The organism is Bradyrhizobium sp. 26S5, from assembly GCF_036923295.1.
Classification (GTDB): Bacteria; Pseudomonadota; Alphaproteobacteria; order Rhizobiales; family Xanthobacteraceae; genus Bradyrhizobium; species Bradyrhizobium septentrionale.
This window is the reverse complement of record NZ_CP145948.1, coordinates 4,640,138-4,663,346: the sequence shown is the minus strand read 5'-3', so window position 1 is coordinate 4,663,346 and position 23,209 is coordinate 4,640,138. Positions and strand designations below refer to the sequence as shown.

30 protein-coding genes and 1 pseudogene are annotated in these 23,209 nt (G+C 63.0%); 2 read left to right on the top strand and 29 right to left on the bottom strand.

Annotated elements, in window-relative coordinates; genetic code table 11:
• Positions 1–8 precede the first annotated feature (8 nt).
• The 16 genes from V5279_RS21520 to V5279_RS21445 all read right to left on the bottom strand — a co-directional run bounded on the left by V5279_RS21520 (position 9) and on the right by V5279_RS21445 (position 13,517).
• Complete coding sequence (locus V5279_RS21520) at positions 9–596, bottom strand: hypothetical protein (protein ID WP_338700789.1); 588 nt, start codon at positions 594–596, stop codon at positions 9–11.
• Positions 597–598: 2 nt separating this feature from the next.
• The gene (locus V5279_RS21515; RefSeq protein WP_338700787.1) at positions 599–988 is read right to left on the bottom strand and encodes a hypothetical protein; all 390 of its coding nucleotides are present in this window, start codon (positions 986–988) and stop codon (positions 599–601) included.
• A 415-nt stretch (positions 989–1,403) separates the two neighbouring features.
• On the bottom strand, positions 1,404–1,823 hold the full coding sequence (locus V5279_RS21510) for a hypothetical protein (protein WP_338701925.1): 420 nt from the start codon (positions 1,821–1,823) through the stop codon (positions 1,404–1,406).
• Entirely contained in the window at positions 1,820–2,083 is a 264-nt protein-coding gene (locus V5279_RS21505) for a hypothetical protein (protein ID WP_338701923.1), read from the bottom strand. Before V5279_RS21505 ends, V5279_RS21510 begins: the two co-directional genes overlap by 4 nt.
• A gap of 49 nt (positions 2,084–2,132) precedes the next feature.
• Complete coding sequence (locus V5279_RS21500; RefSeq protein ID WP_338701921.1) at positions 2,133–2,534, bottom strand: hypothetical protein; 402 nt, start codon at positions 2,532–2,534, stop codon at positions 2,133–2,135.
• Entirely contained in the window at positions 2,531–3,781 is a 1,251-nt protein-coding gene (locus tag V5279_RS21495) for a peptidoglycan-binding protein (protein ID WP_338700785.1), read from the bottom strand. Before V5279_RS21495 ends, V5279_RS21500 begins: the two co-directional genes overlap by 4 nt.
• 407 nt (positions 3,782–4,188) lie before the next feature.
• Positions 4,189–4,680, bottom strand: coding sequence for a septal ring lytic transglycosylase RlpA family protein (locus V5279_RS21490; RefSeq protein WP_338700783.1), 492 nt, complete (start codon positions 4,678–4,680; stop codon positions 4,189–4,191).
• Positions 4,681–4,987: 307 nt separating this feature from the next.
• Positions 4,988–5,410, bottom strand: a complete 423-nt coding sequence (locus V5279_RS21485) for a hypothetical protein (RefSeq protein WP_338700781.1) — start codon at positions 5,408–5,410, stop codon at positions 4,988–4,990.
• The gene (locus V5279_RS21480) at positions 5,407–7,338 is read right to left on the bottom strand and encodes a pyocin knob domain-containing protein (protein ID WP_338700779.1); all 1,932 of its coding nucleotides are present in this window, start codon (positions 7,336–7,338) and stop codon (positions 5,407–5,409) included. Before V5279_RS21480 ends, V5279_RS21485 begins: the two co-directional genes overlap by 4 nt.
• Before the next feature lie 48 nt (positions 7,339–7,386).
• Positions 7,387–7,755 (bottom strand): hypothetical protein, encoded by a 369-nt coding sequence (locus tag V5279_RS21475; protein ID WP_338700776.1) that lies wholly within the window; start codon positions 7,753–7,755, stop codon positions 7,387–7,389.
• A complete protein-coding gene (locus tag V5279_RS21470; RefSeq protein WP_338700774.1) occupies positions 7,752–8,312 on the bottom strand; it encodes a hypothetical protein in 561 nt (186 codons plus the stop codon). The genes V5279_RS21475 and V5279_RS21470 overlap by 4 nt, the downstream gene beginning before the upstream one ends.
• Positions 8,309–8,713, bottom strand: a complete 405-nt coding sequence (locus tag V5279_RS21465; RefSeq protein ID WP_338700772.1) for a hypothetical protein — start codon at positions 8,711–8,713, stop codon at positions 8,309–8,311. Before V5279_RS21465 ends, V5279_RS21470 begins: the two co-directional genes overlap by 4 nt.
• Positions 8,710–9,153, bottom strand: a complete 444-nt coding sequence (locus V5279_RS21460) for a hypothetical protein (RefSeq protein WP_338700770.1) — start codon at positions 9,151–9,153, stop codon at positions 8,710–8,712. The genes V5279_RS21465 and V5279_RS21460 overlap by 4 nt, the downstream gene beginning before the upstream one ends.
• Positions 9,153–9,590 (bottom strand): hypothetical protein, encoded by a 438-nt coding sequence (locus V5279_RS21455; protein WP_338700768.1) that lies wholly within the window; start codon positions 9,588–9,590, stop codon positions 9,153–9,155. The genes V5279_RS21460 and V5279_RS21455 overlap by 1 nt, the downstream gene beginning before the upstream one ends.
• Before the next feature lie 7 nt (positions 9,591–9,597).
• Positions 9,598–13,101 carry a host specificity factor TipJ family phage tail protein gene (locus tag V5279_RS21450; RefSeq protein WP_338700766.1) on the bottom strand — a complete coding sequence of 1,168 codons (3,504 nt, stop codon included), beginning with the start codon at positions 13,099–13,101 and terminating at the stop codon, positions 9,598–9,600.
• The gene (locus V5279_RS21445; RefSeq protein WP_338700764.1) at positions 13,086–13,517 is read right to left on the bottom strand and encodes a hypothetical protein; all 432 of its coding nucleotides are present in this window, start codon (positions 13,515–13,517) and stop codon (positions 13,086–13,088) included. Before V5279_RS21445 ends, V5279_RS21450 begins: the two co-directional genes overlap by 16 nt.
• A 601-nt stretch (positions 13,518–14,118) precedes the next feature.
• On the opposite strand from V5279_RS21445, the gene V5279_RS21440 reads away from it, so the two are divergent.
• Together V5279_RS21440 and V5279_RS21435 are read left to right on the top strand one after the other, a co-directional pair.
• Complete coding sequence (locus V5279_RS21440; protein WP_175619271.1) at positions 14,119–14,508, top strand: hypothetical protein; 390 nt, start codon at positions 14,119–14,121, stop codon at positions 14,506–14,508.
• Positions 14,508–14,713, top strand: a pseudogene (locus V5279_RS21435) (hypothetical protein). Before V5279_RS21440 ends, V5279_RS21435 begins: the two are co-directional and overlap by 1 nt.
• A gap of 199 nt (positions 14,714–14,912) precedes the next feature.
• On the opposite strand, the gene V5279_RS21430 reads toward V5279_RS21435, so the two are convergent.
• The 13 genes from V5279_RS21430 to V5279_RS21370 all read right to left on the bottom strand — a co-directional run bounded on the left by V5279_RS21430 (position 14,913) and on the right by V5279_RS21370 (position 23,178).
• The gene (locus V5279_RS21430; RefSeq protein ID WP_338700762.1) at positions 14,913–15,437 is read right to left on the bottom strand and encodes a DUF1833 family protein; all 525 of its coding nucleotides are present in this window, start codon (positions 15,435–15,437) and stop codon (positions 14,913–14,915) included.
• Between the two features lie 3 nt (positions 15,438–15,440).
• Complete coding sequence (locus V5279_RS21425) at positions 15,441–15,812, bottom strand: hypothetical protein (protein ID WP_338700760.1); 372 nt, start codon at positions 15,810–15,812, stop codon at positions 15,441–15,443.
• A 3-nt stretch (positions 15,813–15,815) separates the two neighbouring features.
• Positions 15,816–18,032, bottom strand: a complete 2,217-nt coding sequence (locus V5279_RS21420; RefSeq protein WP_338700758.1) for a hypothetical protein — start codon at positions 18,030–18,032, stop codon at positions 15,816–15,818.
• Positions 18,032–18,394, bottom strand: a complete 363-nt coding sequence (locus V5279_RS21415; protein WP_338700756.1) for a phage tail assembly chaperone — start codon at positions 18,392–18,394, stop codon at positions 18,032–18,034. The genes V5279_RS21420 and V5279_RS21415 overlap by 1 nt, the downstream gene beginning before the upstream one ends.
• Positions 18,391–18,846, bottom strand: coding sequence for a hypothetical protein (locus V5279_RS21410; protein ID WP_338700754.1), 456 nt, complete (start codon positions 18,844–18,846; stop codon positions 18,391–18,393). The genes V5279_RS21415 and V5279_RS21410 overlap by 4 nt, the downstream gene beginning before the upstream one ends.
• Before the next feature lie 106 nt (positions 18,847–18,952).
• Positions 18,953–20,176: a phage tail tube protein gene (locus V5279_RS21405; protein ID WP_338700752.1), complete on the bottom strand. Its 1,224-nt coding sequence runs from the start codon at positions 20,174–20,176 to the stop codon at positions 18,953–18,955.
• Between the two features lie 21 nt (positions 20,177–20,197).
• Positions 20,198–20,653 carry a hypothetical protein gene (locus tag V5279_RS21400; RefSeq protein ID WP_338700750.1) on the bottom strand — a complete coding sequence of 152 codons (456 nt, stop codon included), beginning with the start codon at positions 20,651–20,653 and terminating at the stop codon, positions 20,198–20,200.
• An 11-nt stretch (positions 20,654–20,664) separates the two neighbouring features.
• The gene (locus V5279_RS21395; RefSeq protein ID WP_338700748.1) at positions 20,665–21,132 is read right to left on the bottom strand and encodes a hypothetical protein; all 468 of its coding nucleotides are present in this window, start codon (positions 21,130–21,132) and stop codon (positions 20,665–20,667) included.
• Positions 21,132–21,422: a hypothetical protein gene (locus V5279_RS21390; protein WP_029085274.1), complete on the bottom strand. Its 291-nt coding sequence runs from the start codon at positions 21,420–21,422 to the stop codon at positions 21,132–21,134. The genes V5279_RS21395 and V5279_RS21390 overlap by 1 nt, the downstream gene beginning before the upstream one ends.
• Entirely contained in the window at positions 21,422–21,799 is a 378-nt protein-coding gene (locus V5279_RS21385; protein ID WP_338700744.1) for a hypothetical protein, read from the bottom strand. Before V5279_RS21385 ends, V5279_RS21390 begins: the two co-directional genes overlap by 1 nt.
• Positions 21,796–22,191, bottom strand: a complete 396-nt coding sequence (locus V5279_RS21380) for a hypothetical protein (protein ID WP_338700742.1) — start codon at positions 22,189–22,191, stop codon at positions 21,796–21,798. Before V5279_RS21380 ends, V5279_RS21385 begins: the two co-directional genes overlap by 4 nt.
• A gap of 7 nt (positions 22,192–22,198) precedes the next feature.
• A complete protein-coding gene (locus tag V5279_RS21375; protein WP_338700740.1) occupies positions 22,199–22,558 on the bottom strand; it encodes a hypothetical protein in 360 nt (119 codons plus the stop codon).
• Entirely contained in the window at positions 22,558–23,178 is a 621-nt protein-coding gene (locus V5279_RS21370) for a head-tail connector protein (protein ID WP_338700737.1), read from the bottom strand. Before V5279_RS21370 ends, V5279_RS21375 begins: the two co-directional genes overlap by 1 nt.
• Between the last annotated feature and the right edge of the window lie 31 nt (positions 23,179–23,209).

The following is a 23,209-nucleotide window of genomic DNA, read 5'->3' as shown; positions in this document are numbered from 1 at the left end:
CCTTCTGCTTACTGGAGTTGCCAGAAGGATCGGCTCTTCTGTGGTTGGAGTTGAGGAAGTCCTTCCGCCTCAACCTGAATCACGTTCGCAAAGAAGTTGGCCCATGCCACTGCATGGCGTCGGCACCGGTCAATAAAGAAGACCGCCGCGAGAATTAAGACGACAAGTGGCAGAGCCAAGACGGCGAGCGGAGATTTCGCAATCACCATCACGAGCAGCGCCCGTTGCGCATCGTTTACCGCCTTGCTCACCTTTCGACGCGTGTCGGGATCGCTAATGCGATTGACGGCGTCCAGTAGGTCGCTCTTTTCACCGACCATACGCCGCCTAGCCACAAGGTAGCTAAGCAGCAGCGGCCAGGACAGATCGTGTGCAAATCGAATGCTAGATTCGAGCGATGCGCGGATCGCACGGTACTCACGAGATTTGAAGTTTAGCTCGCCAGCGCGCGCCATATCGAAAAGTTGGTCTCGCTTTTCAAAGGCAATTTGGCGAGCCCAGTCAGTGCATACCCACTGCCAAGGGCCGTAAACCAAAAATAGGAGACCGGATAGGACGCCAATCACCACTAATGCATTCGCACCTTGCTCAGCCATGGTCATTTGTCCTTGGGATGCGTCTTGCCTTTCGGCGTTAAGCCCGAGGTAGTGCGGGTCGGATCAATTGCAAGCTCCAAGTCTCTGATTCTGTTTTGGAAATACTCGACTTTGCGGTAACGGAGGCCTCGTTCGATGACGGCCCAGCCGGCGGCACAACCTGCCAGCGTAAGGGTTATCGCGAACTTAAAATCAGCCAATACAGCCAGCTCAATTGCCAACTTCGTCGTTTGACCGGCTAAGAGAAAGACAGCATCACGCAGATAGTAGACACCGCCGACGCCCAAGCAACATCGGAAAAAAGTCCTGGCCGTCTTGTACCGCTGGTCAACCTTGTAAAGCTCAACCCGTTCCGCACCCGCGGCACTAATGCCGGTCGATGATCGTGCCATGCAACTAGGAACTCGTCCTTGAAATGCGGTCTTCTAGCGCGATTCTTCAACCATAGATAGTCGGCCTTTGGTCCATCAACAAGCTGCCTGTCCTCTTCCCCGAGTGCTGCAATGCAATCGTTGCCCCCTAATAATAGCTGCATTGACCCATCGCTAGATTAGACTGCCCCAGGTTCAACCAGTGCTAGCGGCTTCCCGCACGTTCGATTCGGCGGGAAAATGGGCCTTATGGCCCCGAAACACCACCCCACACCGCTGTCCGGCGGCAACCGCAAGGCGCTGACGAAAGAGCTGGCGCGCGCGGACGATGACGACAATCCTTGCCGTTCGCTCGGCCGAGAAGTGGCCGCGCCTCGGTCGCCGAGCTCGAGCAGATCAGCGCGAGCGCGACGACGACAACGATGCGAAACATGGCCTAGTGCGGCGCGCCGGTCTTGATGGTCTCGATCCGATCGGTCATGCGATCGAGCCGGCCGCCAATGTCGCTCTTCAGCTCGCCGAAGCCGGCCTCGAGGCGCCGGATGACATTTTCAAAGCTGGTCTTGCGAACGAACTCATCGCGCGACCAGATCTCCACCTGGTAAAGCTTTGCAGCGAGCGCGCGCGCTTCCTCGGCCGCGGCCTGCGCCTCTCGCTTGGCCTCGGCGATTGCTATCTCGGCCGCGCGCTTGACCTCGGCAGCAGCAGTAGCCGCCCCGGCCGCCGCCGTTGCGGCAGCCGCCGCGGCGGCCTCGGCTTTGGTGATGCGGTCGGAATACCGCGTCCAAAAGCCGATGATCGTCAGCAGCAAGCCGATCGCCGCGGCGATGGCGCCCCATGTCACCGCGTCGCTCATTTCGCCTTCTTTCGCTTGAACAGGCCGAACCGAGGCGCCGGCTTTTCCGCCGGCGGCGCGCTGTCGCAGGCAACGCCCTCGACGCGGCCGATGCCCTCGCGGACGTCTTGGTATTGGCAGACGGCACGTCGCAGGCACGCATTGACCTTTGCCAGCGTCGCGCGGTCGGTTTTCCAGAGCCGCTCGATCTCGCCGGCGTTGAGGTCGCGATCCGGCGTATCGACCGGCGTCCGCTCGCAGGCGGCAACGTCCGCCGGCATCGCCGGGATGTTCGGCGCATCCGGAGGCGGCGCCTGCAGGCGTTGCTGGCTACCGAACCCCGCGCACCCGGCGAGACATGTCGCGAGTAAAACACTTGTTAGAATTAGCCGGCGTTGCATCGATTGCCCCCTGGTTAGACTTGAGCTGCGCCTCGGCCTCCGCGGCGCGCTTGGCGTCGCGCTGTTGCAGAGCGTTGGCAAAAACGAGCTGGCGATCCTTCTCCTCGAGGCGCGCCTGCAATTGAGCATTCTGCTCGGCGACCTGTGCCGCCTCGCATTTGGCATCGGCCGAACTAAAGCCGGCGTTGTAGAGATGCGCGCCGCCGGCGATCGCGGCGCCGCCGGCGAGCACCGCCAGGCCGCCGGCGAACAGCGCGCCGGCGGCGAATGGCGAGAGGCTGACGCCGGCGAGGCCCGCCAGGCGCATGGCGATCGCGACGATCCAGCTCATGAGTGCTTCCCCGCGCGGTAATCAGCCAGGCGGCGCTGCTCGAGCGTGTCGGCCACAAACCAGACCAGGACGCCGACGCCGGCGACGACGACCAGGGCAGCGACGCCGATCGCGATCGCCTGGATCGCGCCAGGCGTCAGGCCGAGGCCGCCGACCGCTTCCTTTGCCGCCGAGACCTGCGTCGCGCGATCGGTCACCCAGGCGAGCACGCCGGCGCCGCCGAGGCCGGTCGAACTGCCGAAGATCTTGCCGGCCCAACCCTTGGCGCGGTCGGTCAGCGCGATGGTCTGCGAGCCCTCGTCGCGGAGATCCTCGACGGTCGCAGCCGCCCGCGCCTCGGCGACCTGGCGCGGCGCCTGCGGCTTGCCGAGCTCGGCGATCAGCTGGTCGTCGATCGCAGGCGTCAGCGGCAGGCCGCGCGCGTTGCGATAGGCCAGGATCATGCCCTCGGTCCGGCCCTGCGGCGATTGCTCGCCGTCGACCTGGCCGACGTCGTAATAGCCGAGCTCGCGCAGCCGCTCCTGGACATGCGCGACGACGTCAGGATCTACCGGCGCCGGCGTCGTCGCAAGCTTCGCATGCTCATGCGGATGCGACGTTGCGAGACCGTGCTCGAATAGCGCCGCCTCGTCGTCGCGCCGCACGCGCAGACCCTTGCTGTCAGGCCAGAGCCGTTTCATCGACCGGATCAGGCCAGGGATCTTGGCGAGCTCGCCGCTGCCGATCGCCGCCTTGATCTGGCGCATCTCGGTCCAGCGCGTGCCGGGCTTATTGAAGCCGCCGGCGTCGCGATTAAACGCGATCGAGAGGATGACGCCTTTGCAGTCCGGCGAGAGCTCGTCGAAACCGGGCAACAGCCGCCGGCAGATCACCAGATAGCGCGGAATGTCGTGGCTCGAGAAAACCTCGAGCGCGACGTCCCACGGGATATCGACGACGCCGCGCAGCTTGCGAGCCAGCCCAGCCGCGGCCTGCCTCGTGACGCCGCAGCACTTCGCCAACGCCTTCAACATGGCATCCGGGATCTTGCCGGACCAATCGGCCAGGAACTGCTGGCGCGTCGTCTGGCCGACGTCATAGCCGCAGCCGATGGTCACGCCGGATTGTTCACGGGGCCAGGTCGGCCCGCTCAGATGCTTTGAATACCAGGCTTCGCTGGTGACCTCGGCGGCGACGATCAGATCGAAGGCCGCACGCGAGATCCCATGCAAATCGATAGCGCTCGCAGAAACTACTGCGTTGGTCATCGTGATAATCCTCTTGTGGAATGAAAGAGCGCGGCCCCGGTCAGACCAGGGCGTTTGCGCGTATCAGCAGTTGGTCGCTGTCGGAGGGGCCGCGATCACCCGCTGCAACAGGCCGTAGATCGCTTGATCTGAGTAGCTGGGTCCGCCGGTCAACGGAGCGGATGGTCGACTTCGGTCAAAAGCCGACTTCGGTGGCCAATGCGCCGATGTTCGCTCAGGGGCACGAGGGACTTCGGACTGGTTCTCTACATTCAGAGCTGATGGCAACGAAAATTGCGCCCGCCTCGGCCGGCGCCTTGTCGCCAAAGTAGCATCGTCTCAAAGATGCAGTAGCGAGCAGGCCATCGAGGCGTTCCCACCGTCCAGGAGGGGCCGTGCTCTACCTATACCTCTTTCGCGAGCGATGTTCAGCCAACCGGCCCGGGGATCCAATAGTCGCCGGACAGCGGCCTAACTGTTACGCCATGAATCACCCCGAGCTGCAGGCTTGGATCGAAATAGCGCATAGTCTGCTCACTGAGGTCAATGACGCGACCAGGCGTTAGTGGCCCCACGTCATTTATCTTGACGATGACCTTCTTGCCTACAGCCTCAACGAGGGCATACTTCGGCCTCGCGCCATATTGGACCCCACCAAATTTCTGACGCAAGCTCGTCTTGATGGCAGCCGCCCAGACGGAGGGATCATAGCGCTCGCCGGAGGCTGTGTTCGGGCCGCCCTCCTGCGATCCGGGCCGGAACGGGTTGTACATTGATGCAGCGCCAACGATCGCATCCCCGCAAGCATCATTGACGACGGCGCTAGAATGAACTGCTTCGATTTCACTTCGAGCAACGGTTACGGAAACGGCAAACGCGACTACGGCGCCGCAAGTTGCGGCGCTCGATCGAAACAGCATTCATAACTCCTTGACTGATTGTTTTCGATTGTTCGGTTCCCGATGCCGCAAAACATGGCCAAACGAACGCGGAGGCGTTCTCGAACTTGCGCCAATTTTTTGCGGATTCGTGCCGATCGTGGCGACGGAACCGATGAGGGAACCAGGGCGGCCCCTCGCACAGTGTTCTTAGTTCTCACCAACTAACGCAGAGATTGCGTCAGCAGCATGACTGAACGGAGCATTGGATAGGCCGATGTCCGCTAAGAAATCCGACTTCGGTTGCGGGCGCGTGTCGATATCCGCGCAGGGGCCGCACGCCGCCCGGTTAGACCAGGGCGTTAGCGCGAATCAGCAGTTGGTCGACCTGCTCGTCGGAGAGGTCGACGACCGCGATCATGTGCTGCACCAGAGGATCAGCTCGCCGGATCTCGGTCGCGAGATCCCATTCCTCCTGGACGGCCGCATCCGCCGCGATCTCGGCCTTGACCGTGGCCCAATTGCCGAGCTCATCAAAGGCGCGTTTCAGGCCGAGCTTGGTGCAGGAATCCGGCGGAGGCGGAGGCGGCAGCGGATCAGCTGCCGGCGGCGTTGGCGGCGAGTAAACGCCGCCGACCAGCGTGCCGCCGATCGCGTAGTCGCCGCCCATGACGAGCGTGTGGCCATCTGGCGGCGTGAACTCCGCAGGCTCGTCGTCGAACACAAGCGCGCTGACGATGCTTCCCTGCGCGTCGAGAATGTAACCGATCATTGTGCGAGAAACTCCCAGATGTTGATTAAGCCGGACGAGCCCGCGCCGCCTGCAATGTTGGACGCGGCCGACTGGTTGGAGAGACCGCCGCCGCCACCGGCGCCGAACCCGGTTGCCGCGTTCCCGTTCGATTGATAGGCCGTTGCGTTGCCCATGATCCCGACGCCGCCGCTGCCATACGGGCTATCAGCCCCCTTGCCCTTGCCGACGATGATGTTTGTCATCGAGGCCATCTGCTGATAGTGCCCGTTGTCTCCCGTGTTTCCCGTAAAGCCATAATCGCCTGTCGTGATGGTGCCGCCGCCACCTGGCGCGCCAACCGAGCCGGTCGACATGGCGCCGCCTCCGAGACCGCCGGCAGCGACGACGAGCGATCCTAGGCTCGTCGGCGAACCCGTGCCGCCGGCGCCGGCGGAGTTGCCCGCTCCGCCGGCGCCGATCGCAACCGTCTGCGCGGCGCCGAGCTGCGCGGCTGTTAGCCATCGGAGCGACCTTCCGCCGGCGCCGCCGCCAGGCCCGGCGAGCACATAAGAGGAATTCGGCGAAACGCCGCCGCCGGCGCCGCCGCCGCCCAGCGCTTCGACCAGAGCGCCGATGATATTCGCGGACGGATTGTAGGTGCCTGACGCCGTGAACCGCAGCAGGTTGAGCCTGCCGACCGCGCCGAGGTTTGTCCTGGCGGTAGCCTTGTTCGCCAGAGCGGCCAGGTTGTCGTCATGTGCAAGCAACAGGCGCCACGGATACCAGGTGCCGGCCTGCAGCACCCTGAAATAGGTTTGCGTATTGGTAGCCGTGCCGTTGAGGACAACGGCGCGCTGCTCGACATAGCCTGCGAGACTATAGGCCAGCACTTCGAGGTACCACAGCGCGCCGGCGAACGGCGCGTTTGTGTTTGTCGTGTTGCCGACCTGATAGCTGCCGGTATTCGTAACGGCGTTGAAGTCCCAGCCTGGACCGCTCAAATCGATCACCTGGCGGATGCCGAGATTGAGGCGCGCCGTCGCAGGGTTTGCCACATCGGAGAGATTGTTCGCCGAGCTCAGATCGCCGGCGCCAGGCTGGCCGACGATGTTGAAATTCCAGCTCGCGATCGTGCCGGCGCCGTTGGTCTTGTCGACCGTGATCGTCAGGATCGTGCCGGCATAGGTCGCGAGGCCCTCCATCCAATTCGACGGATTGGCCGTCGAGGTCGCACGAACACGCGCGCCGTTCTGATACGCCAGGCCGGCCTGCGTCGTGAACGCCTGCGCGCCGGCGCCGATCGTGAGCGACGTCGTCGACGTTCCGCCGTAACCCGCGCCCTGGATACCCTGCGCGCCCTGGTCGCCCTTGCTCGCGAGCACGGCCCAATAGGTCGCATTCGGCGGCGCCTGGCCGGAGCCCGGCGCCGGATTGATCCAGACGTAGGACGAGCCGCCAGAGGTTGCGACGTCCATCAGGTTGTAGGTTTTCGCGTTGTCATACGGCGCCGGCGTGCCGAGGCCGCGATAGATCCCGAGGAAGGACCATGCGCCGGCGACATGAACCCACATTTTCCCGGTCGACGGCTGCAGCGCAAATTGTCCATCCGAGCCAAGCGACGGATCAGGCGCAGCGAGCGACGCATCGACAAACCAAAAGAAGCCCGTCGTATTCAGCGCAGCGACCAGCGTCGAAACGTCGACCATCGCCTGCGCGCCGGCGATGCGCTGCGGCGACACTTTCCAGACGACGTAAGCGACGCCCGCCTGCGCGCCGCCGCCCCATGGCGGGATAACGAGATGCGTCGGATCAGTGACGTCAGCGATGATCGTCTGAAAATTGCCGATCTGCAGGACGTCGCCAGGCCGAACGTTGGTGCCGGACCATATCGTTCCGACGCCTGTGACGGTCGTTCCGTTTGCGGCAACCGAGATCGCTCCGCTTGAATAGCTGGCAAGTGCCGTCATCTCGAGAAACCCCTCGATTGCATTAGCTTGGTTGGTTGAGTGTTGAGGCTACGGCAGCAGAGCGAGCCGCTGGTCCTCGTAATGCGCTGGCACGCTATTGTCCGCGAGGATCTTGCCGAGCTCTTCCAAAGTCTGCGCATTGCGCACGGCCACGATTAGGCCCCTGCGCCTGTTTTCTTTGACCATGAGATCGTCAGGCTTGGCGAGGATGATGGCCGCGAGCTCCTGTGCGGTTTTGCCTTCGATCCTGGCAGCCTCTTCAAACTCAGCGGTCGGCGCCGAACCGCCCTGGACTGACAGCGCCAGCATGTGCTTTCGAGTATGCGCGACGTCATGCCCCTCGACCATCAGGAACGTATTGATCCGGCGCTCCGCTCGCTTCTTCTCCTGGACGAGCGGCGAGATGCTGATTTTCATTGCGCGACAACCTCGAAGGCGCCGACCTTGTACGGCTGCGCGGCCACAATGGTTACCCGGAACGTGCCGGCCTGGTCGATCGCAAACTCGAGACCGCCGTCGACGACGTCCTCCTGGTGGACCAGCCTGTTCTCGAACCAGACGTAGACCGAGAATTTTTCCGGCTGGACCGTCAGATGCAGAGCATCGACGCCGTCCGCCTTGATCGGCCGGATCTCGCCGCTGATGACAACGTCAGGCTTTGGCAACACCGCCGGCGGATCTTGCGAGAGGTCGATATAGGCCTCTTTGATGTCGACGGGTCCGTCATAGAGGATGTGATCGATGCCGGCCTCGGTGAACGATTTGGAGATCTCGTCCATAGGCCTGGCAGCCTCGAGAATAACCTGTGTGATGAAACCGTTCGCATCATGCCGAACGAGCGTTTTTGCTTTGTTGAGCGCTTCCGGCTCGTCGACGCTGACCGGCTCCGCGACGACTGCAACGGGTTGGCTTTCGGCGCCGGCCGGGACAAACCCAGGCGTTGCCCAAGCGCTGTCGAGCGTTACTCCCGTCATCCCGCGATCCTCCTGAAAAGCGAAAAATAGAGCCGGCCCTGCTGGTTACCGAACTTGAACCGGAACTGAATCGCCGACGACGTCACTGCCGCATAGATCCAGAAATCTGTGCCGCCTCCGCGGTACGCCTCGCATTGCAGGTACTGCGCGCCGGGATTGAGGAGGATGCTGGGATCACAGTAGCCGAGCATGAACGGGACTTCCGGCAGGGTCTCGCCGAAATTCAGCTGCGCGACGCTGTCATTGATGCTGTCGAGCGTGCCGCTCAAATAGAACTGGTGACCGGACCAGCGAGAATCGAAAACGGTCTGGTCGAGGTTCGCCAGCGCCGCGTCGACGCCGGGCTTGCTGACCACTAGTTTTGCGGCGGGTCCGCCCTGCAACAGGACGCGCTGCGTCATCCGAGGCTCCGATTGAAAATCATGTAGTCGACATAAATGCCGTAAGACTCGGAAAGCGAGTTGTTGAAAATCATCTGGTTGTTCTGGATGCGGAAACCGTTCGAGATTTCATAAAAGATCGTGCCCCCGATGGTGATGTCCCGCGGCACGGCCATGTCCAGGCGGTAGGGATACGACACCACTCCAGAGTCGATGTAGGTCCTAAACGAGACATAGGGATTCTGCGGCAGCGTCGCCGGGTAAGGAACTGCGACGTCGCCGCTCAGCGCTGGCAGGAAGATGCTGCCCGACATGATGACCTGCTCGTTTTTGACGTCCGATTTCAAAAGGAACTGCGCTGCGGCAGTGGCCGTGACGACGACGTCGACAGCAGGCACGGAGAGCCAGACGCCATATTGACCGAGGCTCGGATGCAGGCCCATCAGGAACCGGCGCGCCATTACCAGACCTTCCAAGCGATATAGAAAAGATTGAACCCGAGCCCGTGCAAGCGGGAGTACCTAGCGAACACCAGGCCGGAATCATCCGGAGTAAATCCATCCCTCGCGCACAGCACAGCGAACGGCGAGCGCTGAATGGCGGTAGAGCTGTTGGCGTCCCGCATGACCAGCGTCTGACCGTATCCCGCGACTCCCGAGGACAGACTGTAAGGGACGATGTCCACCGCCGGCGGCGTCGGATACGTGCCCGAATAGAATATCTTGGTGCCACTCAGGAACGTGTAGGCTGGAATGAGCCCCACCTCGAGAGGCCTGCCCTGGTTGAGCCGACTGTCGAGCGACAGATACTTGTAATCGACGGCCGGCGGAAACTGCGCGTCGTATCCGGGCTTCGATACTGACACCCGCGAAGCATCGATATAGATCCGGACCGCCATCGTCCGGTCACTCCGAAATAATCAGAGTGCCGGCGGTCAGGTTTAGGACCACCTTGCCGTCCGAGCTCTGGATCACACCAGCGGTCAGCGTGCCGACGTTGGCCGTGATCGCGCTCAATGTGCCGACGTTCATCATGCGTGCCGTCAGCACGCCGTCGAGATACATATTCGCCGTGATGCCGATCGAGGCGACGCCGTTGATCGTGCCAACCGTAAAAACAGCCTTTGGCAAATTCCCGTTATAGCCCGGCAGCTGGATCTGGAACTTGTCGGCGACGACCGTGAAGGCCGAGACCCCAGATCCGCCATTGACCAGCTGAATTCCGGTCACGTAGCCGTTGACGTTGAGCGTCAGAGACCAGGCAGCCGCGGCATAGCCGTCGATCCTCGAGATCGCGCTGGACTGCTCGGTAATCGATGCGTTGACGTCGCCAAACTGAGTGCTGACCGACGTCGTGAGATCGGCGACCGCCTGCTGCGCGTCGACTGCCACGGTCTGGACTGTCGAGATCTGCGCGAAGGCCGCACCGACGCGGGCTGAGATTTCCGACTTGATCGACTTTTTGTCGAGCCAGTTGCGGGCGTCCTGGTTAGCAGCGGTCGACGAGATCAGCTGCAGGGCCGCATTGATCTCGTCGTTATCTTGATCCGCGACCGCCGTGACCTGATTTTTCAGGGCCGCATTGAACGACTCGAGCGTGACCATGCCCGGCGACAGCTTGACGGTCGGCGCCTCGAGGTCGACGGTCGAATACGCGCCGCGCATCGTCGCATTGACCGCCTGGACGCGGAGCCTCACCGCGGCCAGGCTGACGACCGTATCGAACTGGTTTTCGGCAGCCTCAAAGACCTGCGTCCAATTCTTGCCCTCGTCATAGGAGACGCCGGCGACGTAGTAGAGCGCGCCGGCGGTCGGAAACCAGCTGGCGAACAGCCGCGGCTCGGCCGTGCCCTGGCTGATGTAGGCATTGAGCCCAAAGACCAGCGGGACCTTGTCGTTTGACGGATATTGCGCGCTCGGCAGCACCGGCGGGTTGCCGAGATCCGTCGCGTGAACCCGCTCGTCATCAACCACCATGTTGAGCGTGAACTGGTCGCCGTTCGGCGAGCCGTCGAGGACAACGCACAGCCGCGATTGGCTTGCTCCCGTGCCGAGGTCAAATGACGGATATTCCGCACCATCCTCGCGGGCCAGGACGGCCGTCAGCGTCGTCGCTTGCGCGCTCTCCGCGGTCGCCAGGCTGGCAGCGTCGAGGACCGCATGCGCGGCGTCGACGCCGCGGCTGCAAAGCACCGGACCAAAGAATTTCCCGTTCGGCTTCCGCAACCGGATATAGAACGGCCCACTATCCCAGACCGGCGCAGGACTGAGCGTCAGCGTCGCGCCGGCGACGCCGACGACGGCGCCGCCGTAACCGTAGTTCTCCGGCAGATCGGATTGAACCCTGACCACAGATCCGCGCGTGATCGCCCTGCCCTCATACTCTGAGCCGAGCGCGACGTTTTCCCGCCGATAGATCGACTGCAGATAATAAAACGCGCATTCCCGGAATGCCTGGTCACGGTTGACGATGCCGTCGACGCGCTTGGTCTCGGCATTGACCGACGTAAATGTGTCGCTCTCCGGCGGATATTGCACCTGCGCCGGCCGCCAGGTGCTCTCGTCGACATACTCGACCATGACAGCGTCGGGATCTTCCTCGCCGAGCATGGTGAAACTGACCTGCATCGAATCCCGCACGATCTCGCGGTCGGTCATCAGCATGGTCGGCACGTCGCGCCACTCGTCGCGGACGATCGAAACGGTATCACCGAGCCAGTAATGCTGCGCTCGAGACGGCGCCAGGATCTTGTTAAGCGCATCCGGCACGGCGACGGCCGTCGTAAATCGATAATCGAACGTGTCGCCGCGAGCGTCGCAGCCGGCCGCATGCGCCACAACGGCGTTAAAGTCGACCTTGGCGATCGACAGCCCAGATCCATACTGACCGCTGGTGACTGCGTCGAGGAAGGCCCAAGCCGGGTTGCGGGTTGCCTGAGTGACGAAGGCCGCCCCATTCCAAACCGGCACCTTGCGCGTGCCCAGCACGCCGAACTTATAGGCGCCCTGCGTCGACTGCGACGCCTTCAACCGGATCGCGATCGTCGAGACGTCCGGAAACGAATTGCTGCCTTTCAGGAACGAGCGCAGGCCGGCCCAGAGCACGGAATTACTGCCCGCGGTCCCGGACAGCTCGGCGTCCTCGCGGCGAAAGCGGACAAGATAACGGCCAGGCGCGACGTCGACCTTGACGCTGTCGCGGACCGGCGCCTGCGATGCATACTGCCGCACGATCGAAAACAGCGGGTTGAACGGTCCGGTTTGCGCGCCGGCGTTGTCGCAGGTCGCATATTCTGCGGTCAGGCCGACGTTAGAATAACCGATAGAGCCATCCTGGCCGTTGACCGTGTAGCAGCCGGCCGCAAAGACGAAATCGACAGCAAGCGATTGCGCCAGCGTTCCGGCCGGGTTTGCCGCGAACGGTCCAATCCAGGCGCCGGGCGTTCTCGCCGAGGCGCCGAACGGAAAGCCGTTGGCGTCATATTGTCCGCCTGATGTTCCGGTCCCCGATGGCAGCTGCTGGCCGCTGACCTCGGCGGATTGGTCGACGTTGGTCGGAAACAGTGCGACCGCACTGCCAGGCTCATAAAATGCGATCTGCGCATCCGAGAACGCTGCCGCGATCCCGTTGGTCGCGTCCCAGAAAACGGTATCGTCGATATAGACGGCCTCATACTGCATGCTGCCCATCGTCGGCGACAGCAGGACGTTGAGGTATTGATCGTTGGCAACGAACTCGCCCCAGGGCGTCGCGGCGAAATCCGGATAGTCCTTTACGCGCCCATACCAGACCGGCAGCGGCTGGCCGAGCTTGGCGACGTTGCCCTGCGCTGCGACCGAGTAAATCTGGTCCTGCGTTGCGCTCGGCGTATTGGTCGCGCCGGCCTTTGGCGCCACCAGGGCGTTGACGAGCAGCGAGCCGCCGATGCCGATCGCCGCGGTCGTCGCGAGCGCGCCAAACGTACCGGCGCCAAACAGCGCAGGGCCGGCCCAAATGGCGAAGGCCGAGACCGCGACCAACGCGACCAGGCCGATGATCTGTTTGGCCGTATTGCCGCCCTGGCCGCCGCCGAGCGGATAGGACATGAAGCGAACCGCATCGGCCGGCCCGATGCGGCGCGACCGCCAATCCCTGCGCAGCACCGCCTCGCCGTTGATCTCGAGCACGGTCGGCAGGCCTTTCTTGAACTGCCAGCCGAAAGCCCGATCGCGCGCTGCCCAGCCTGTACGCCGCAGGAAGGCCGCGACGGTCTCCCTCGGCCGCGGTTCGGCGCAACCGACCTCGAGGCCAGGCATCACCAGATGCAGCACCGGCTGACGCGCGGCGGCGCTGCGGCGCTCGCGACGAGCTCGCGGACGCTCCGGCGAGCTCGCCGGCGGCTTGGGCAATCGCTTCACAGATCCGTGCATGTCACCGGCTCGAAGAACATGAGGTTTTTCCAACCCACCTGGCGCAGCGCCAGGACGGTTTCGCAGGCCACGCCCGCCTGGCTGTCGCAGTGGATCACCCGGCCCTCCTGGCGCAGCCAGACGCCGGTATGGGCGGGAAATCGCGCATGGGCCATCAGCACCAGCGCGCCGTCAGCGGCCATCACCAGGCCGCCGGGACCGTCCGGCACCGGGCGCCAGCGCGCGCGCTCCGGATGGCCGGCGAACTCCTCGAGCACCCAACGCCTGCTGAAATCGGCCGGCACCGCGATTTGCGGCAGCTCGCGGCCGAACAGCTCGCGCTGCACATGGCAGGCGAAATCCCAGCAGTTGCGGGACTGCCAGGCCCATGGCTCGCCGATCAGCGGCGACAGGAATGACGAACGATCAATAGACAAGAGCCCGTTTCCTTCGAAACGACTGGGCGGATAACTCGACGTAGGTCAGCTCATTGAGAAAGAGCGGACGTCGGTTAGCTTGACCGCCATGGGCGGCTTTTGGACCATTGCGGAAAGGGGGGCGCCCTAAACCTTCGTATCGTTCCGTTCACCCCTCAAGATGCCGGACGATTACCTACGTTCAGTTGAGCTGTTGATCGTGATCGTCTTAGGCTGCATGCGTTTGGAAAGGCGCACAGGTTCATCAAGTGCGACAGTGAAAAAGGATGATCGACGAACAGCTGCGATAAGGCCAAGAGGAGACTACAATGCTCAACTGCTCCGAAAGCATTAAATCTGGCAGTGCCGCGCGATGCGCAGTTTGTGATGGCAAGTTCGGTCTCGTCCGGCACTACTCGTGGCGAACACCTCTTTGTTCCAAGAAGTGCGCCGATCGCTTCAGAGCTCGCAGGGAAAGTGACCGCAATTGGGTGGGTTGGCTCCGGATCACCTTCAACCAGCTGCTAGAGCACCGCGCGAGGACTTTGTGATGGTCGAGGTCTCACAACGAGGCAAGGCATATTTAGAGACAGCATGGACTTTGCTCCGCGCAGCCCAAACCATGACCGACTCAGCGAGTGCGGGTCAGCTCAAGGCCCTTGCCGACGACTACGAGCGGCGAGCTGAGAAAGCTACTTCGCATGTTGATGCGGCCAAAGCATTCGCCCGATCGGCTGCTAGCGCTGAACGTCGAATGGCGTGCATGACCGGGTGGGCAGCTTCAAACATGTCCCCCGAATTCTGTACCATTGAAGCGCTGAACCTGCGCCCCGGCTCCAAGGAGCTGGAGGCATTCAACGTCGAGCGTGTGCGCGGCTACCTCGAATGCAATCTCGGCTGCAAGAAGAAGGAAGTGATCCGCGCGCTAGGCCTGAATCCGCGCACGGTGGCCAAGGCCATCAAGATCATCCGGGCAAATGCTCATCGCAGCGATGGGGCTCTCCAGCCGTAATCAAGATCATCGCCGTGCTCTGCAATCTCTCCTCTCCGGCAAATTGCCACGAGCAGACCGTTACCACCTCAGACTTCGCCGACGTCTCGATGAGTCCTGCCTGATGGGTGCGCCGCAACTCGCTGCGTGGATGAAGGAGCACCCGGCCGAACGCCTTGCGGCATGGCGCTGCGTGATCGGCAAACAGGATGGCAGGGGAGCTTAGGGTGGAAAGCCGCTTCCCCGGTTGCGTTGAACCGCTCCAAAGGGTGCAATTACTGACTGAGACCGTTCGATAGCCACCAAGGCCTGCCGATCGAGTGAGTCCTTGTTTAAGGTGCATGAGTCCGGAAGTGGCCCAAGGCTGACATTCGACGATACCTTGTGCAAGGTCGCTTTGTGAAGCTAAAGCGGACTCCGGCACCTTAAGCCAGTAAGGATGGAAACTGCACGTAATCATAATTCTTGGTGATGCGCGGAAACCGCTTGTTCTGCAGGTTTTTCACCATGACCGTTCCGGTCAGCGACGCCCCGACCATCTGCACACTGCGCAGCTCGAATTCGATCGGCCCATAGGCCGGCTCGGTCAGGTCGCTGCCGAGATACTCGCGATAAAGCACCTGGATATATTCCCGCGTCCCCTGCGCCGCGCGGATCTTCGGCACCAGCTCGCGGTTGACGTTGTCGATCTTGATCGTCGTCGCCGGCGGCTGGCCTTCCTTTTGCTCCGGATAGCCGGCCTCGAAAGGGCAAGCGATGAATGTCACGGTCTCGCCGGCATTGCGCGGCGCGCCGGCCTCGAGCCCAAAGGCCATATCATCGCCGACATTGGCGACAACCCGCGCCGGCTGGTCGAATGACGACTGCCAGAGCTCGAGCGTGTAATAGATCCGCGCGCTAGGCGGACAGGAGGCATAAGCCTCGAGCAGCGCTTCATTGTGCGTCGGCATTGGCTAGACGTCGTAAGCCCGGAGCGTCATGCGGACGTCGACCTGGCCCGGATTAGGCCAGCTGGCGACGAGTGTCGTGCCTGGCTTGATAAACTGGCAGACCTTGTTCGCCAGTGACGTTCCGAGCCAAACATCGATGGTGAAACGCGCCGTTCCGAGGTTCAGCGTCGTCTTAACCCACTCGACGAAAGTGTCATAGTCGGCCGCGTAGAAACGGACCGTCTGCGTCACAGTGCCGACATTGTCGCCAGGTCGCGGACGCTGGCGCACGTTGCCTTGCTCCATATCGGTCGCGATCGGATCTCGCGCGCGCTGCAGATTGAAACCGTCTTTGAGGATGACGGCGTTTGCGATCGGAAATGCCGGCACTGCCATGGCTTATTGCCCCGTGAACGGTTTGACGCCGTACTGGTCGCCGAGAACGCGCCGGCCGGCGCCGGTCGACAGCGAGTCGCCGACCGCGCCGTCGACCATCTTGCGCAACGTCACCGTAATGTCGCCATTCGGCGCCTGCTCGACGCTCGGCGTCGCATCCGTGTAATTGTTGATAGTGACCTGCGGCGAACGGCCGCCGCCGGCGGCGGCGGCAGCTCCGAGCGCGGCCATCTGGCCTGGCGTAAAGACGCCCTCGCCGCGCTGCGCGATGATCGGGACCTCGTTGCCGGCGATGCCGCCGCTATGGAAACGCTTCGCGTCGTCGAAATACGCCGAATGAATGTAACGCATCGACGTCGGCTCCGAGCCGATGATGCCGCCCGTGTGGTAGAGGCCGCCGAGGCCGCCAGTAAAGCCGGTCGACGATGCACCGCCGGCGGACGCGCCGCTAAACGAAAACCCGCCGAGGCCGCCGGCCGCCGACTGCAGCGATCGCATCAGCGGCTCGACGATCGTGATCTTGATAATCATCTGCTCGATCGCGCGGATGATCTGGTTCGACATGTCGGTAAAGCCTTGGCCGGCCGACTTGGCACTCGTCGTGATATCGGCCAGGCCGTTGACCAGGTCGCTCTCGACGGTCCCGGAGATCCCCTTAAAAGCACTGCTGGTCCGGATCGCAGCCGCATAGGTACTATCCAGCGCCGCCGGAACGTCGTTTCCATAGATCCCCTTGAGCTGCGTCGCGATCGCGACGTCGTCGGAGGACAGGAAAGCCGTCTTACTGCTGAAATCGATCTGCGAGCTCACCTTGGCCCGCGCCAGGGCGTCAGCAGCCTCCGCGGCGCGATCGCGCAGATCTGCGAACCGCGCCGCCTGGTCGGCGGTTTCCTTACCGCCGTTGGCCTGCACTGCCGAGGTCTCGGCGGCCGTCGCACGGAAGGCCGCGAGTGCGGCATCGCCTAGGCCGACTGCCCTGGTATCGGCCTCCTGCGTCTCGGTATGACGACGCAGCGTATTGATCGCGCGATCGACCGGATCATCCGCCGCGTCCTTCGATGCGACGTTAGACCGCGAACCGAACTGCAGGCCGTTCAGACCTGCCTGCATCGACTTGAGCGATGCAGCCTGGTTCTGCCAGCCCCAATCGCTCTGCGCGTTGCTTGTGTCGGAGATCGAGGAGCCGGTCCCGGCGTACCACTTGATCTCATCAGGCGAGAGCGTCCTGATGTTGGCTAACGGCTGGTTGGCGGAAACGATGCCAAGCAGCTTAACCCAGCCGTCCCACAGCGAGCCGGCATTCGAGAGCTCGTCGACCGCCTGTTTTGCCTCCGGCGTGATATCGATCCTAAGCCCGACCGTTTGATCTGCGTTAGGACCGCCGACACTGTTGGACAAAGCGCTGAGTTGCTCGCTTGCAGCCTTCTCGATCGAGTCACGGTCGAGCGATTTGAAGAACTTGGCGGCCCGCTCGATCAGGTCATCCATGACCGGCAGCAGGCCCGCGGCAGCCTCTTTCATGTAGAGCGACCACTGCATCGAGCTCTTGCGCCACTCCGCATCGAAATCGGCCGCGCGCTTGACCGTCTCGTCGTCGATGACGACGCCGGCGGCCTGCGCCTGGTTGCCGAGATCCGCCATCGCGCCGGCGCCCTGTTGCAGCAGCGGCACCCATTCTTTGGTAAAGCCGAGCATTTGCGCGATCGCGGTCGCGTCCTGCGGATTGCGTGCGCGGCTGACCAGGTCGGCCGCGATCTGCAGCAGCTGGTTTTGGCTAATCAGCTGCCCATTTGCGTTGCGCAGGCTGACGCCGTTCGCATCGAACTCTTTCGACAGCGAATTAGCATTGCGCTGCGCGTCATTGAGCAGCTGCGCGGACTTCTCTAGCCCGGCGTTGACCTGGCTTTCGGTCAGCCCTGCGATCTGGCCGCCGAACTGGACGCCCTGCAGATCCTTGAGCGACAGGCCGACGCGATCGGCAAGCGCGCCCATGTCGGCGAGCGACTTGTTAAAGCTGACGACATAATCCAGCGCCTTGTTGACCGTCGCCGCCGCCGCGACGGCGCCGGCGCCGAGCGCGATCAGGCCGACGTTAAAATCCGTCGCCGCATCCGTGCCGCGTTGCGCGGCGCCGGCGGCACTGTCCATTGCCCGCTCGTAATCGGCCGCGCCTTGCGTATTCGCGTCGATAACGAGCTCGGTCACGACCTGGTCGGCCATCAATCCACCTGCAGTTTTGAGTAATCGACCAGATAGAGATCATCGAGCATTTCGATGATCTCGATCTCCCATGGAGCCAGGTCGGTTTGCGTCCGACGCAGGAAAGCGTCGATGTCTTGCCATTCCAACGGCGACAGCGCGAAACCGTTGCCGCCCTTGCGCCGGCGCATCCGGTCATAGATGCGCCAGAGATAAAGCAGGCCCCGCGGTATCGGCGGGACCTTTAGGATCGTTTCCCGCTCGGCCCTGCGCTTTGGATCGCGCGTTCTAAGCAGGAGGCCCTCGAGGACCTGGCGATAGCTCTCGCCGGCGTCGCCGGCCCTCGAGGAGAGCAGAAAACTGCGCTCGGCGTATGCCCTCAAGTCTGACTTGAGGGCCTCGTAAAAGCCCGTTCGCTCGTCAGGTAGTCAGTGACCTGGACGAAGAAACTGCCGAGCTCCGGCCGCAGAAACAGATTGACCGCGCTCTCGAGCGTGAACGGGATAGGATCTGGCGAAACAGTCGTGAACGTCGGATTTGGCGACCAGCTGACGATCCGGCGGCAGACCTTTGTCACGTTCTGCCGGCGCCGATCGGCGACCGTCTCATCCTCGGTTTTCCATTTGCGGCCGTTGACCTGCGCGAACTCGATCGCCTTCTCGATCGCGTCGCGGGTTGATTCATTGTTGAGCGCGATCGTCTGCGGATGCGCCGGACCGGCGAGCTCGATCACCCAGCCGATCGGCGTATCCGTGCCAGGCTTGCGGATCTGCAGCTTGAACGTGTCGACGGGCAAATGTGCGGAGAGATCGAGGATTGCAGTTGCTTCAGTCATGTCGGTTGCCTTTGTCGGAAAGGTTGGCCGCAGGGTCCGACAACCCTGCGGCCGGTTCTCGCGAGAACATTCCATCGGCCTCTGTCGGCGCCGATCACTCAAAACGCTACGCAGCAGTGCTCTGAAATGAGATCATGCTGTTATTGCCGGTCGCCGAGGTATCGATGCCAACCAGCGCCGGCGGGATCGTGATCGTCTGCGTGCGACCGCCGCCCTGGTTGGAGAACGCCGAGGGATCGACGCCGCCGAGCGTGAAATTCGGCACCGTGATCGACATGAAATCTTTTGGCTCGGCCATGTTGTCGACGGCCAGGATGTTGAGGGAATACTGCGTTTCCGCGACGAAATCGGTCAACAGCTGCAGATCCTTGCGCAGCATGGTCAGGTTGAGCGACACCCGCAGCGGGCCAGTGAACACGTCCGGCGCATACTTGATGTTGCCAGAGCCGAACGCATCCGGCGCGCTCGGCTGGATATCGAGCGACAGATCGAACGACGTCAGCTCGACCAGGTCGACGCCGCCGAGGCGGATGGTTGCGTCGACGACGGCGAACGGCGTGCCGTTGGCGCCTTGGGGATCAGTGAAATACGGGACGCCGGCATTCAACGGCCGGATCTTGCCGGTCCCGATGCCGCCGGCATCGAACGTGATGATTCCGTTCGGCGCCATCGAAAACTTGCCCGTGCCCCAGACGAAATCGTCGAGGACCGTCGACTTGCCGATGTCGCTCTCGAATTCCTCGATCCCGAAATAACGCCGGACCAGCGCCGCCGGGTTGACCAGCCGCTTGCCTGGCCGCGCGATCGTGCAATTCGTATCCGGCGCAGCGTTGACGATCAGCGTCTCCGGCACTGTGATTTTGGTCGAGGACAGCGCCGAGATCCGCAGGTTGCGGCCATTGTTGCCAGCGTCCGGCAGATTGGTCGCGCGGATGATATCGCCGACCTTAAAGCCCATGTCGATCGGCGAGCCGTTGGCAACAACGATGCCGTCCGCGACCGTCGTCAATGACGTAAAATCGGCCTGCGTCTTGTTGAGCGGCGTCGCATCCCAGGTGCCGCGCATGATCGCCTCGATAATCGCGTCATGCGAGCCGAGCCACATTTCCGCGTTGTAGCTCGACGAGGTTTTTTGCGTGCCGTGACGGCCGCGGATCGACATGCCGTCGTTACGGATCGTTTGCGATTCCGTCGCAGCTTTCGACAGCTTGGCACCTGAACCGCCGGAGATCGGCAGCGCAATTGCGCCGGCGCCCGCAGCGGCCACCTGGCCGAGGCCGGCCTGCGCCTTGTAGGCGACGCGGCCCGCAGAATTGCTTTGATAGACCATGCGATCAGTCTCCTGTTTGGATCAGCCGATGAAAAAGAACTGGAAAGGAATCACGACGACCAGGCCGAACCAGTTGCCGTCGTCGGAGGCGCTGTCGCCGCCCTGGACGGTCGGCCCCTCGCCGTTCTCGCCCCAGCAGCGCACACAGGCGCCAGGCTCGGCGTTGTAGAACGTCGCGTCTTTGAACAGGTCGCCGGCCTGGCCGGCGAGCGCGAGATGCGCGGCGAACCCGTAGCCCTTCGGCACGAACACATGCACGAAGATGTTGCCGGTAATCAGCCAGGTTTGATTGCCAGGCGTGCCGACGCCGCGCTTGCGCCGCAGGGTCTCGACGACCTCGAAATAGCACCAGGGCGTGCCCTGCGGCGGCCAGGGCGTCTGCGGCCGATCTTCATTCTGGAACGAGCTCGGCGCCGCCGTGAAACCGTCTACATAGCGCGCGCGCATCGCTGCAACGGCGCCGGCATAATCAGCCATGGGAATAACCTCTAGCGTGCCCGGATCTCGAGGGCCGGCTGCCGGACGAGCCAGTCCTGGCGCGCCGTGTCCGACATGTGGCGCCGGCCGGCCTTGATCTGCTGCGAGAAGGCGGCATAGGCCGCGACGTCACCGAACCGGACCGGCATGAACGTGAATTTCACCGCGGCGCGATTGCCGAACCGCGCCGCGACCAGGAGCGCCGTTTCCTGATAGACCTTCGGCTCGACCTTCATTTTCATCCGGCCGATCTCGATCTTGCGCGCGTAAGGGACCGGGTTGGAGATATTGATCTGGTCGCCGCGCCGAAAAGCCGAAACGTCGCTGACGACATGACCACTTAGGAAAACCGTGTGACTATCCCGGTAGAGACCGGGATGCGGATCGTCGACAGATCCGACCGGCGATCGCTGTCGCAGCGTCTCGATCGCGAAATCGACGATGTCCTGCATCGCCAGGTAGCGGAAAACGATGCGCATCAGCCATCGACCGAGACGAGCTCATCATGCGGGCCTGTAACGATCTCCTCGACCTCTGTCGGCAAAACGCCGTCGCGGTCGCGATCGGTCATCTCCTGGTCGATCCGCTGCAGCATTTTGGCGCGCGCCTTCTGCAGCGCGCGCTCTTTCGCCTCCTGGAACGCCTTGCGCGCGTTGAGGCCGGCCAGGTCGCCCGTGATGACGAAACGCGCCTCCTCACTGGTCGAGATCCCATTGCGCGCAGCGTCGAGCCTGCGCTGATAGTCGGCCTCGTCGAATACCTTGCCCATCAGCCGCGGACCTGAATCTCGAAAGCGATGATCTGGCCCTGGACGCGCCTGGTCGCGTCGTCGACGCCCTTGATGCTGACCTCGGCGCCGGCGATCACCAGGAAATCTCGATCCGTCAGCGGCAGCATGGTCGACAAGGCAACCTTGCCGGTCGGCACCGGTGCCGAGGGATCATTCAACAGGATGACATGCCGGTCGCCCTGGCGGATCTCGCCGACAATCTCCGCCGGCTGATAGCCCTTGACCTTCGCCAGGGCCGCCGCCTCTTTCGCGACGGCGCGCGCCGGTCCGACGCCGGCGTAACGCCGGACCAGGACGGTCTCGCCGTTCTCCTCGAGCGCGCGGATATGCTGATCGAGGGACTCGTCCGGCGTCACTGGCCGTCAACCTTGCTGGTGATGACCTGGCCGACCTCGGAGCCGCTCGGGCCGGCCTCGCCATCGTTTGGGCCGCCATTGTCCCCCGCGATCATGCTGCCGAGCAGCTGCTCGAGCTGCGCCGAGTTGTTCTCGAGCTCGCCGGCATGGCCCTGCAGCGCCTTATGCTGCTCGTCGATCTTGTCGAGCACGCGATCATAGCGCTGGCCCGTGACGCCGATATCCGCCTCGAGCTTCTTTGCCCGCGCTAGGCGCGAGCGCATGCCGGCGAGCTCGATCGGCCGTTTGATGTCGATCATGTCGATTCCCTCCAGGATCCCCGGATGCCGCTCGAGAAGCTCGAGCCGCAATTTCAGATGCGCGATCGCGACCAGCGCCGTGACGCGGTCCATCGCGCGCTCATTTCGTGCGAATGCGCAGCTTGACGACGCGCTCGAGCTGCTGACCTTTCGCAGTCTCGATCCGGTTTGCGACGCTGTAGACGCGGCCGAGCTCGCCGCCGGTCAACGTCACCAGCGCGATGGTCGCCGTGTTGCTCGAGGCGCTGGCGACGATGCCCTGCGGCAGCACGTAGCTCGAGGCCTTGATGCCGTCCGCCGGCGTCACGGTCTCGCCAGCGGCCAGGCGCGCGCGCTCGGCCGGCGCGAGCAGCACGTCGGACCAATCGAAACCCCGCTCGACGACCTCGTCCGGCGCCTTGGCCGGCCAGAACAGCAGCGTCTGCGCGTTGCGTGGCGCCTTGAGGATGCGATTGGCCATCACCAGACCTCCGACAGCATGAGCAGCGAAACCGCGTCAGGGATCAGCGTTTTGACGTCTGGTGACAATTGCCAGGCCTTGTCGCTGACGCCGATCACGAGATCGCGCACCAGCGCGGGATTTGTCTCGCCGATGCTGTAGAGATGCCGGATCTGCAACATGATGCAGGTTTTGACGATCGCCGGCAGATCGTCGAGATCCTCGTAACCGGCGTCGAATTCGATGACGATCGGCTCCGGCACATGCGAGAACGCGAGCGGCCAGGACTTGCCGAATTTCGGAAAGATGCGGACGCTGTCGCCGGCGGTTTGCACGACATAGCTCGCGGGATCGAGCGTCTGCTGCGTCTCGGTTGCCCAATCGACAAACTTGATCGAATGGATCGCATCGTAGGCGACCGGCGCGATCGGGATCTCGATCACAGGCCGCCAGCACGGCAGCACCCATTGGAAGGTCCGCGGCACAAAAGCGCGCTGGACCAGCGCCTCACAATGCCCCGTTGCCGCGCCGATCAGGCCGGAAATCAAAGCGTCGTTTTTCGTGCTCGAGACGCGCAGCTGCGCCTTGGCCTCGTCGAGTGTGACGGGATAGCCCGCCGGACGCTGAGAGATGCGGAGCATGTCGGGAAGCCCTGCCGGAAAGGGAAACAGG

What these genes read in the sequence shown, in the direction of transcription:
- V5279_RS21520 (WP_338700789.1), bottom strand. Translation starts at nt 596, where the DNA reads ATGGCTGAGCAAGGTGCGAATGCATTAGTGGTGATTGGCGTCCTATCC.
- V5279_RS21515 (WP_338700787.1), bottom strand. Translation starts at nt 988, where the DNA reads ATGGCACGATCATCGACCGGCATTAGTGCCGCGGGTGCGGAACGGGTT.
- V5279_RS21510 (WP_338701925.1), bottom strand. Translation starts at nt 1,823, where the DNA reads ATGAGCGACGCGGTGACATGGGGCGCCATCGCCGCGGCGATCGGCTTG.
- V5279_RS21505 (WP_338701923.1), bottom strand. Translation starts at nt 2,083, where the DNA reads ATGCCGGCGGACGTTGCCGCCTGCGAGCGGACGCCGGTCGATACGCCG.
- V5279_RS21500 (WP_338701921.1), bottom strand. Translation starts at nt 2,534, where the DNA reads ATGAGCTGGATCGTCGCGATCGCCATGCGCCTGGCGGGCCTCGCCGGC.
- V5279_RS21495 (WP_338700785.1), bottom strand. Translation starts at nt 3,781, where the DNA reads ATGACCAACGCAGTAGTTTCTGCGAGCGCTATCGATTTGCATGGGATC.
- V5279_RS21490 (WP_338700783.1), bottom strand. Translation starts at nt 4,680, where the DNA reads ATGCTGTTTCGATCGAGCGCCGCAACTTGCGGCGCCGTAGTCGCGTTT.
- V5279_RS21485 (WP_338700781.1), bottom strand. Translation starts at nt 5,410, where the DNA reads ATGATCGGTTACATTCTCGACGCGCAGGGAAGCATCGTCAGCGCGCTT.
- V5279_RS21480 (WP_338700779.1), bottom strand. Translation starts at nt 7,338, where the DNA reads ATGACGGCACTTGCCAGCTATTCAAGCGGAGCGATCTCGGTTGCCGCA.
- V5279_RS21475 (WP_338700776.1), bottom strand. Translation starts at nt 7,755, where the DNA reads ATGAAAATCAGCATCTCGCCGCTCGTCCAGGAGAAGAAGCGAGCGGAG.
- V5279_RS21470 (WP_338700774.1), bottom strand. Translation starts at nt 8,312, where the DNA reads ATGACGGGAGTAACGCTCGACAGCGCTTGGGCAACGCCTGGGTTTGTC.
- V5279_RS21465 (WP_338700772.1), bottom strand. Translation starts at nt 8,713, where the DNA reads ATGACGCAGCGCGTCCTGTTGCAGGGCGGACCCGCCGCAAAACTAGTG.
- V5279_RS21460 (WP_338700770.1), bottom strand. Translation starts at nt 9,153, where the DNA reads ATGGCGCGCCGGTTCCTGATGGGCCTGCATCCGAGCCTCGGTCAATAT.
- V5279_RS21455 (WP_338700768.1), bottom strand. Translation starts at nt 9,590, where the DNA reads ATGGCGGTCCGGATCTATATCGATGCTTCGCGGGTGTCAGTATCGAAG.
- V5279_RS21450 (WP_338700766.1), bottom strand. Translation starts at nt 13,101, where the DNA reads ATGCACGGATCTGTGAAGCGATTGCCCAAGCCGCCGGCGAGCTCGCCG.
- V5279_RS21440 (WP_175619271.1), top strand. Translation starts at nt 14,119, where the DNA reads ATGACCGACTCAGCGAGTGCGGGTCAGCTCAAGGCCCTTGCCGACGAC.
- V5279_RS21430 (WP_338700762.1), bottom strand. Translation starts at nt 15,437, where the DNA reads ATGCCGACGCACAATGAAGCGCTGCTCGAGGCTTATGCCTCCTGTCCG.
- V5279_RS21425 (WP_338700760.1), bottom strand. Translation starts at nt 15,812, where the DNA reads ATGGCAGTGCCGGCATTTCCGATCGCAAACGCCGTCATCCTCAAAGAC.
- V5279_RS21420 (WP_338700758.1), bottom strand. Translation starts at nt 18,032, where the DNA reads ATGGCCGACCAGGTCGTGACCGAGCTCGTTATCGACGCGAATACGCAA.
- V5279_RS21410 (WP_338700754.1), bottom strand. Translation starts at nt 18,846, where the DNA reads ATGACTGAAGCAACTGCAATCCTCGATCTCTCCGCACATTTGCCCGTC.
- V5279_RS21405 (WP_338700752.1), bottom strand. Translation starts at nt 20,176, where the DNA reads ATGGTCTATCAAAGCAATTCTGCGGGCCGCGTCGCCTACAAGGCGCAG.
- V5279_RS21400 (WP_338700750.1), bottom strand. Translation starts at nt 20,653, where the DNA reads ATGGCTGATTATGCCGGCGCCGTTGCAGCGATGCGCGCGCGCTATGTA.
- V5279_RS21395 (WP_338700748.1), bottom strand. Translation starts at nt 21,132, where the DNA reads ATGCGCATCGTTTTCCGCTACCTGGCGATGCAGGACATCGTCGATTTC.
- V5279_RS21390 (WP_029085274.1), bottom strand. Translation starts at nt 21,422, where the DNA reads ATGGGCAAGGTATTCGACGAGGCCGACTATCAGCGCAGGCTCGACGCT.
- V5279_RS21380 (WP_338700742.1), bottom strand. Translation starts at nt 22,191, where the DNA reads ATGGACCGCGTCACGGCGCTGGTCGCGATCGCGCATCTGAAATTGCGG.
- V5279_RS21375 (WP_338700740.1), bottom strand. Translation starts at nt 22,558, where the DNA reads ATGGCCAATCGCATCCTCAAGGCGCCACGCAACGCGCAGACGCTGCTG.
- V5279_RS21370 (WP_338700737.1), bottom strand. Translation starts at nt 23,178, where the DNA reads ATGCTCCGCATCTCTCAGCGTCCGGCGGGCTATCCCGTCACACTCGAC.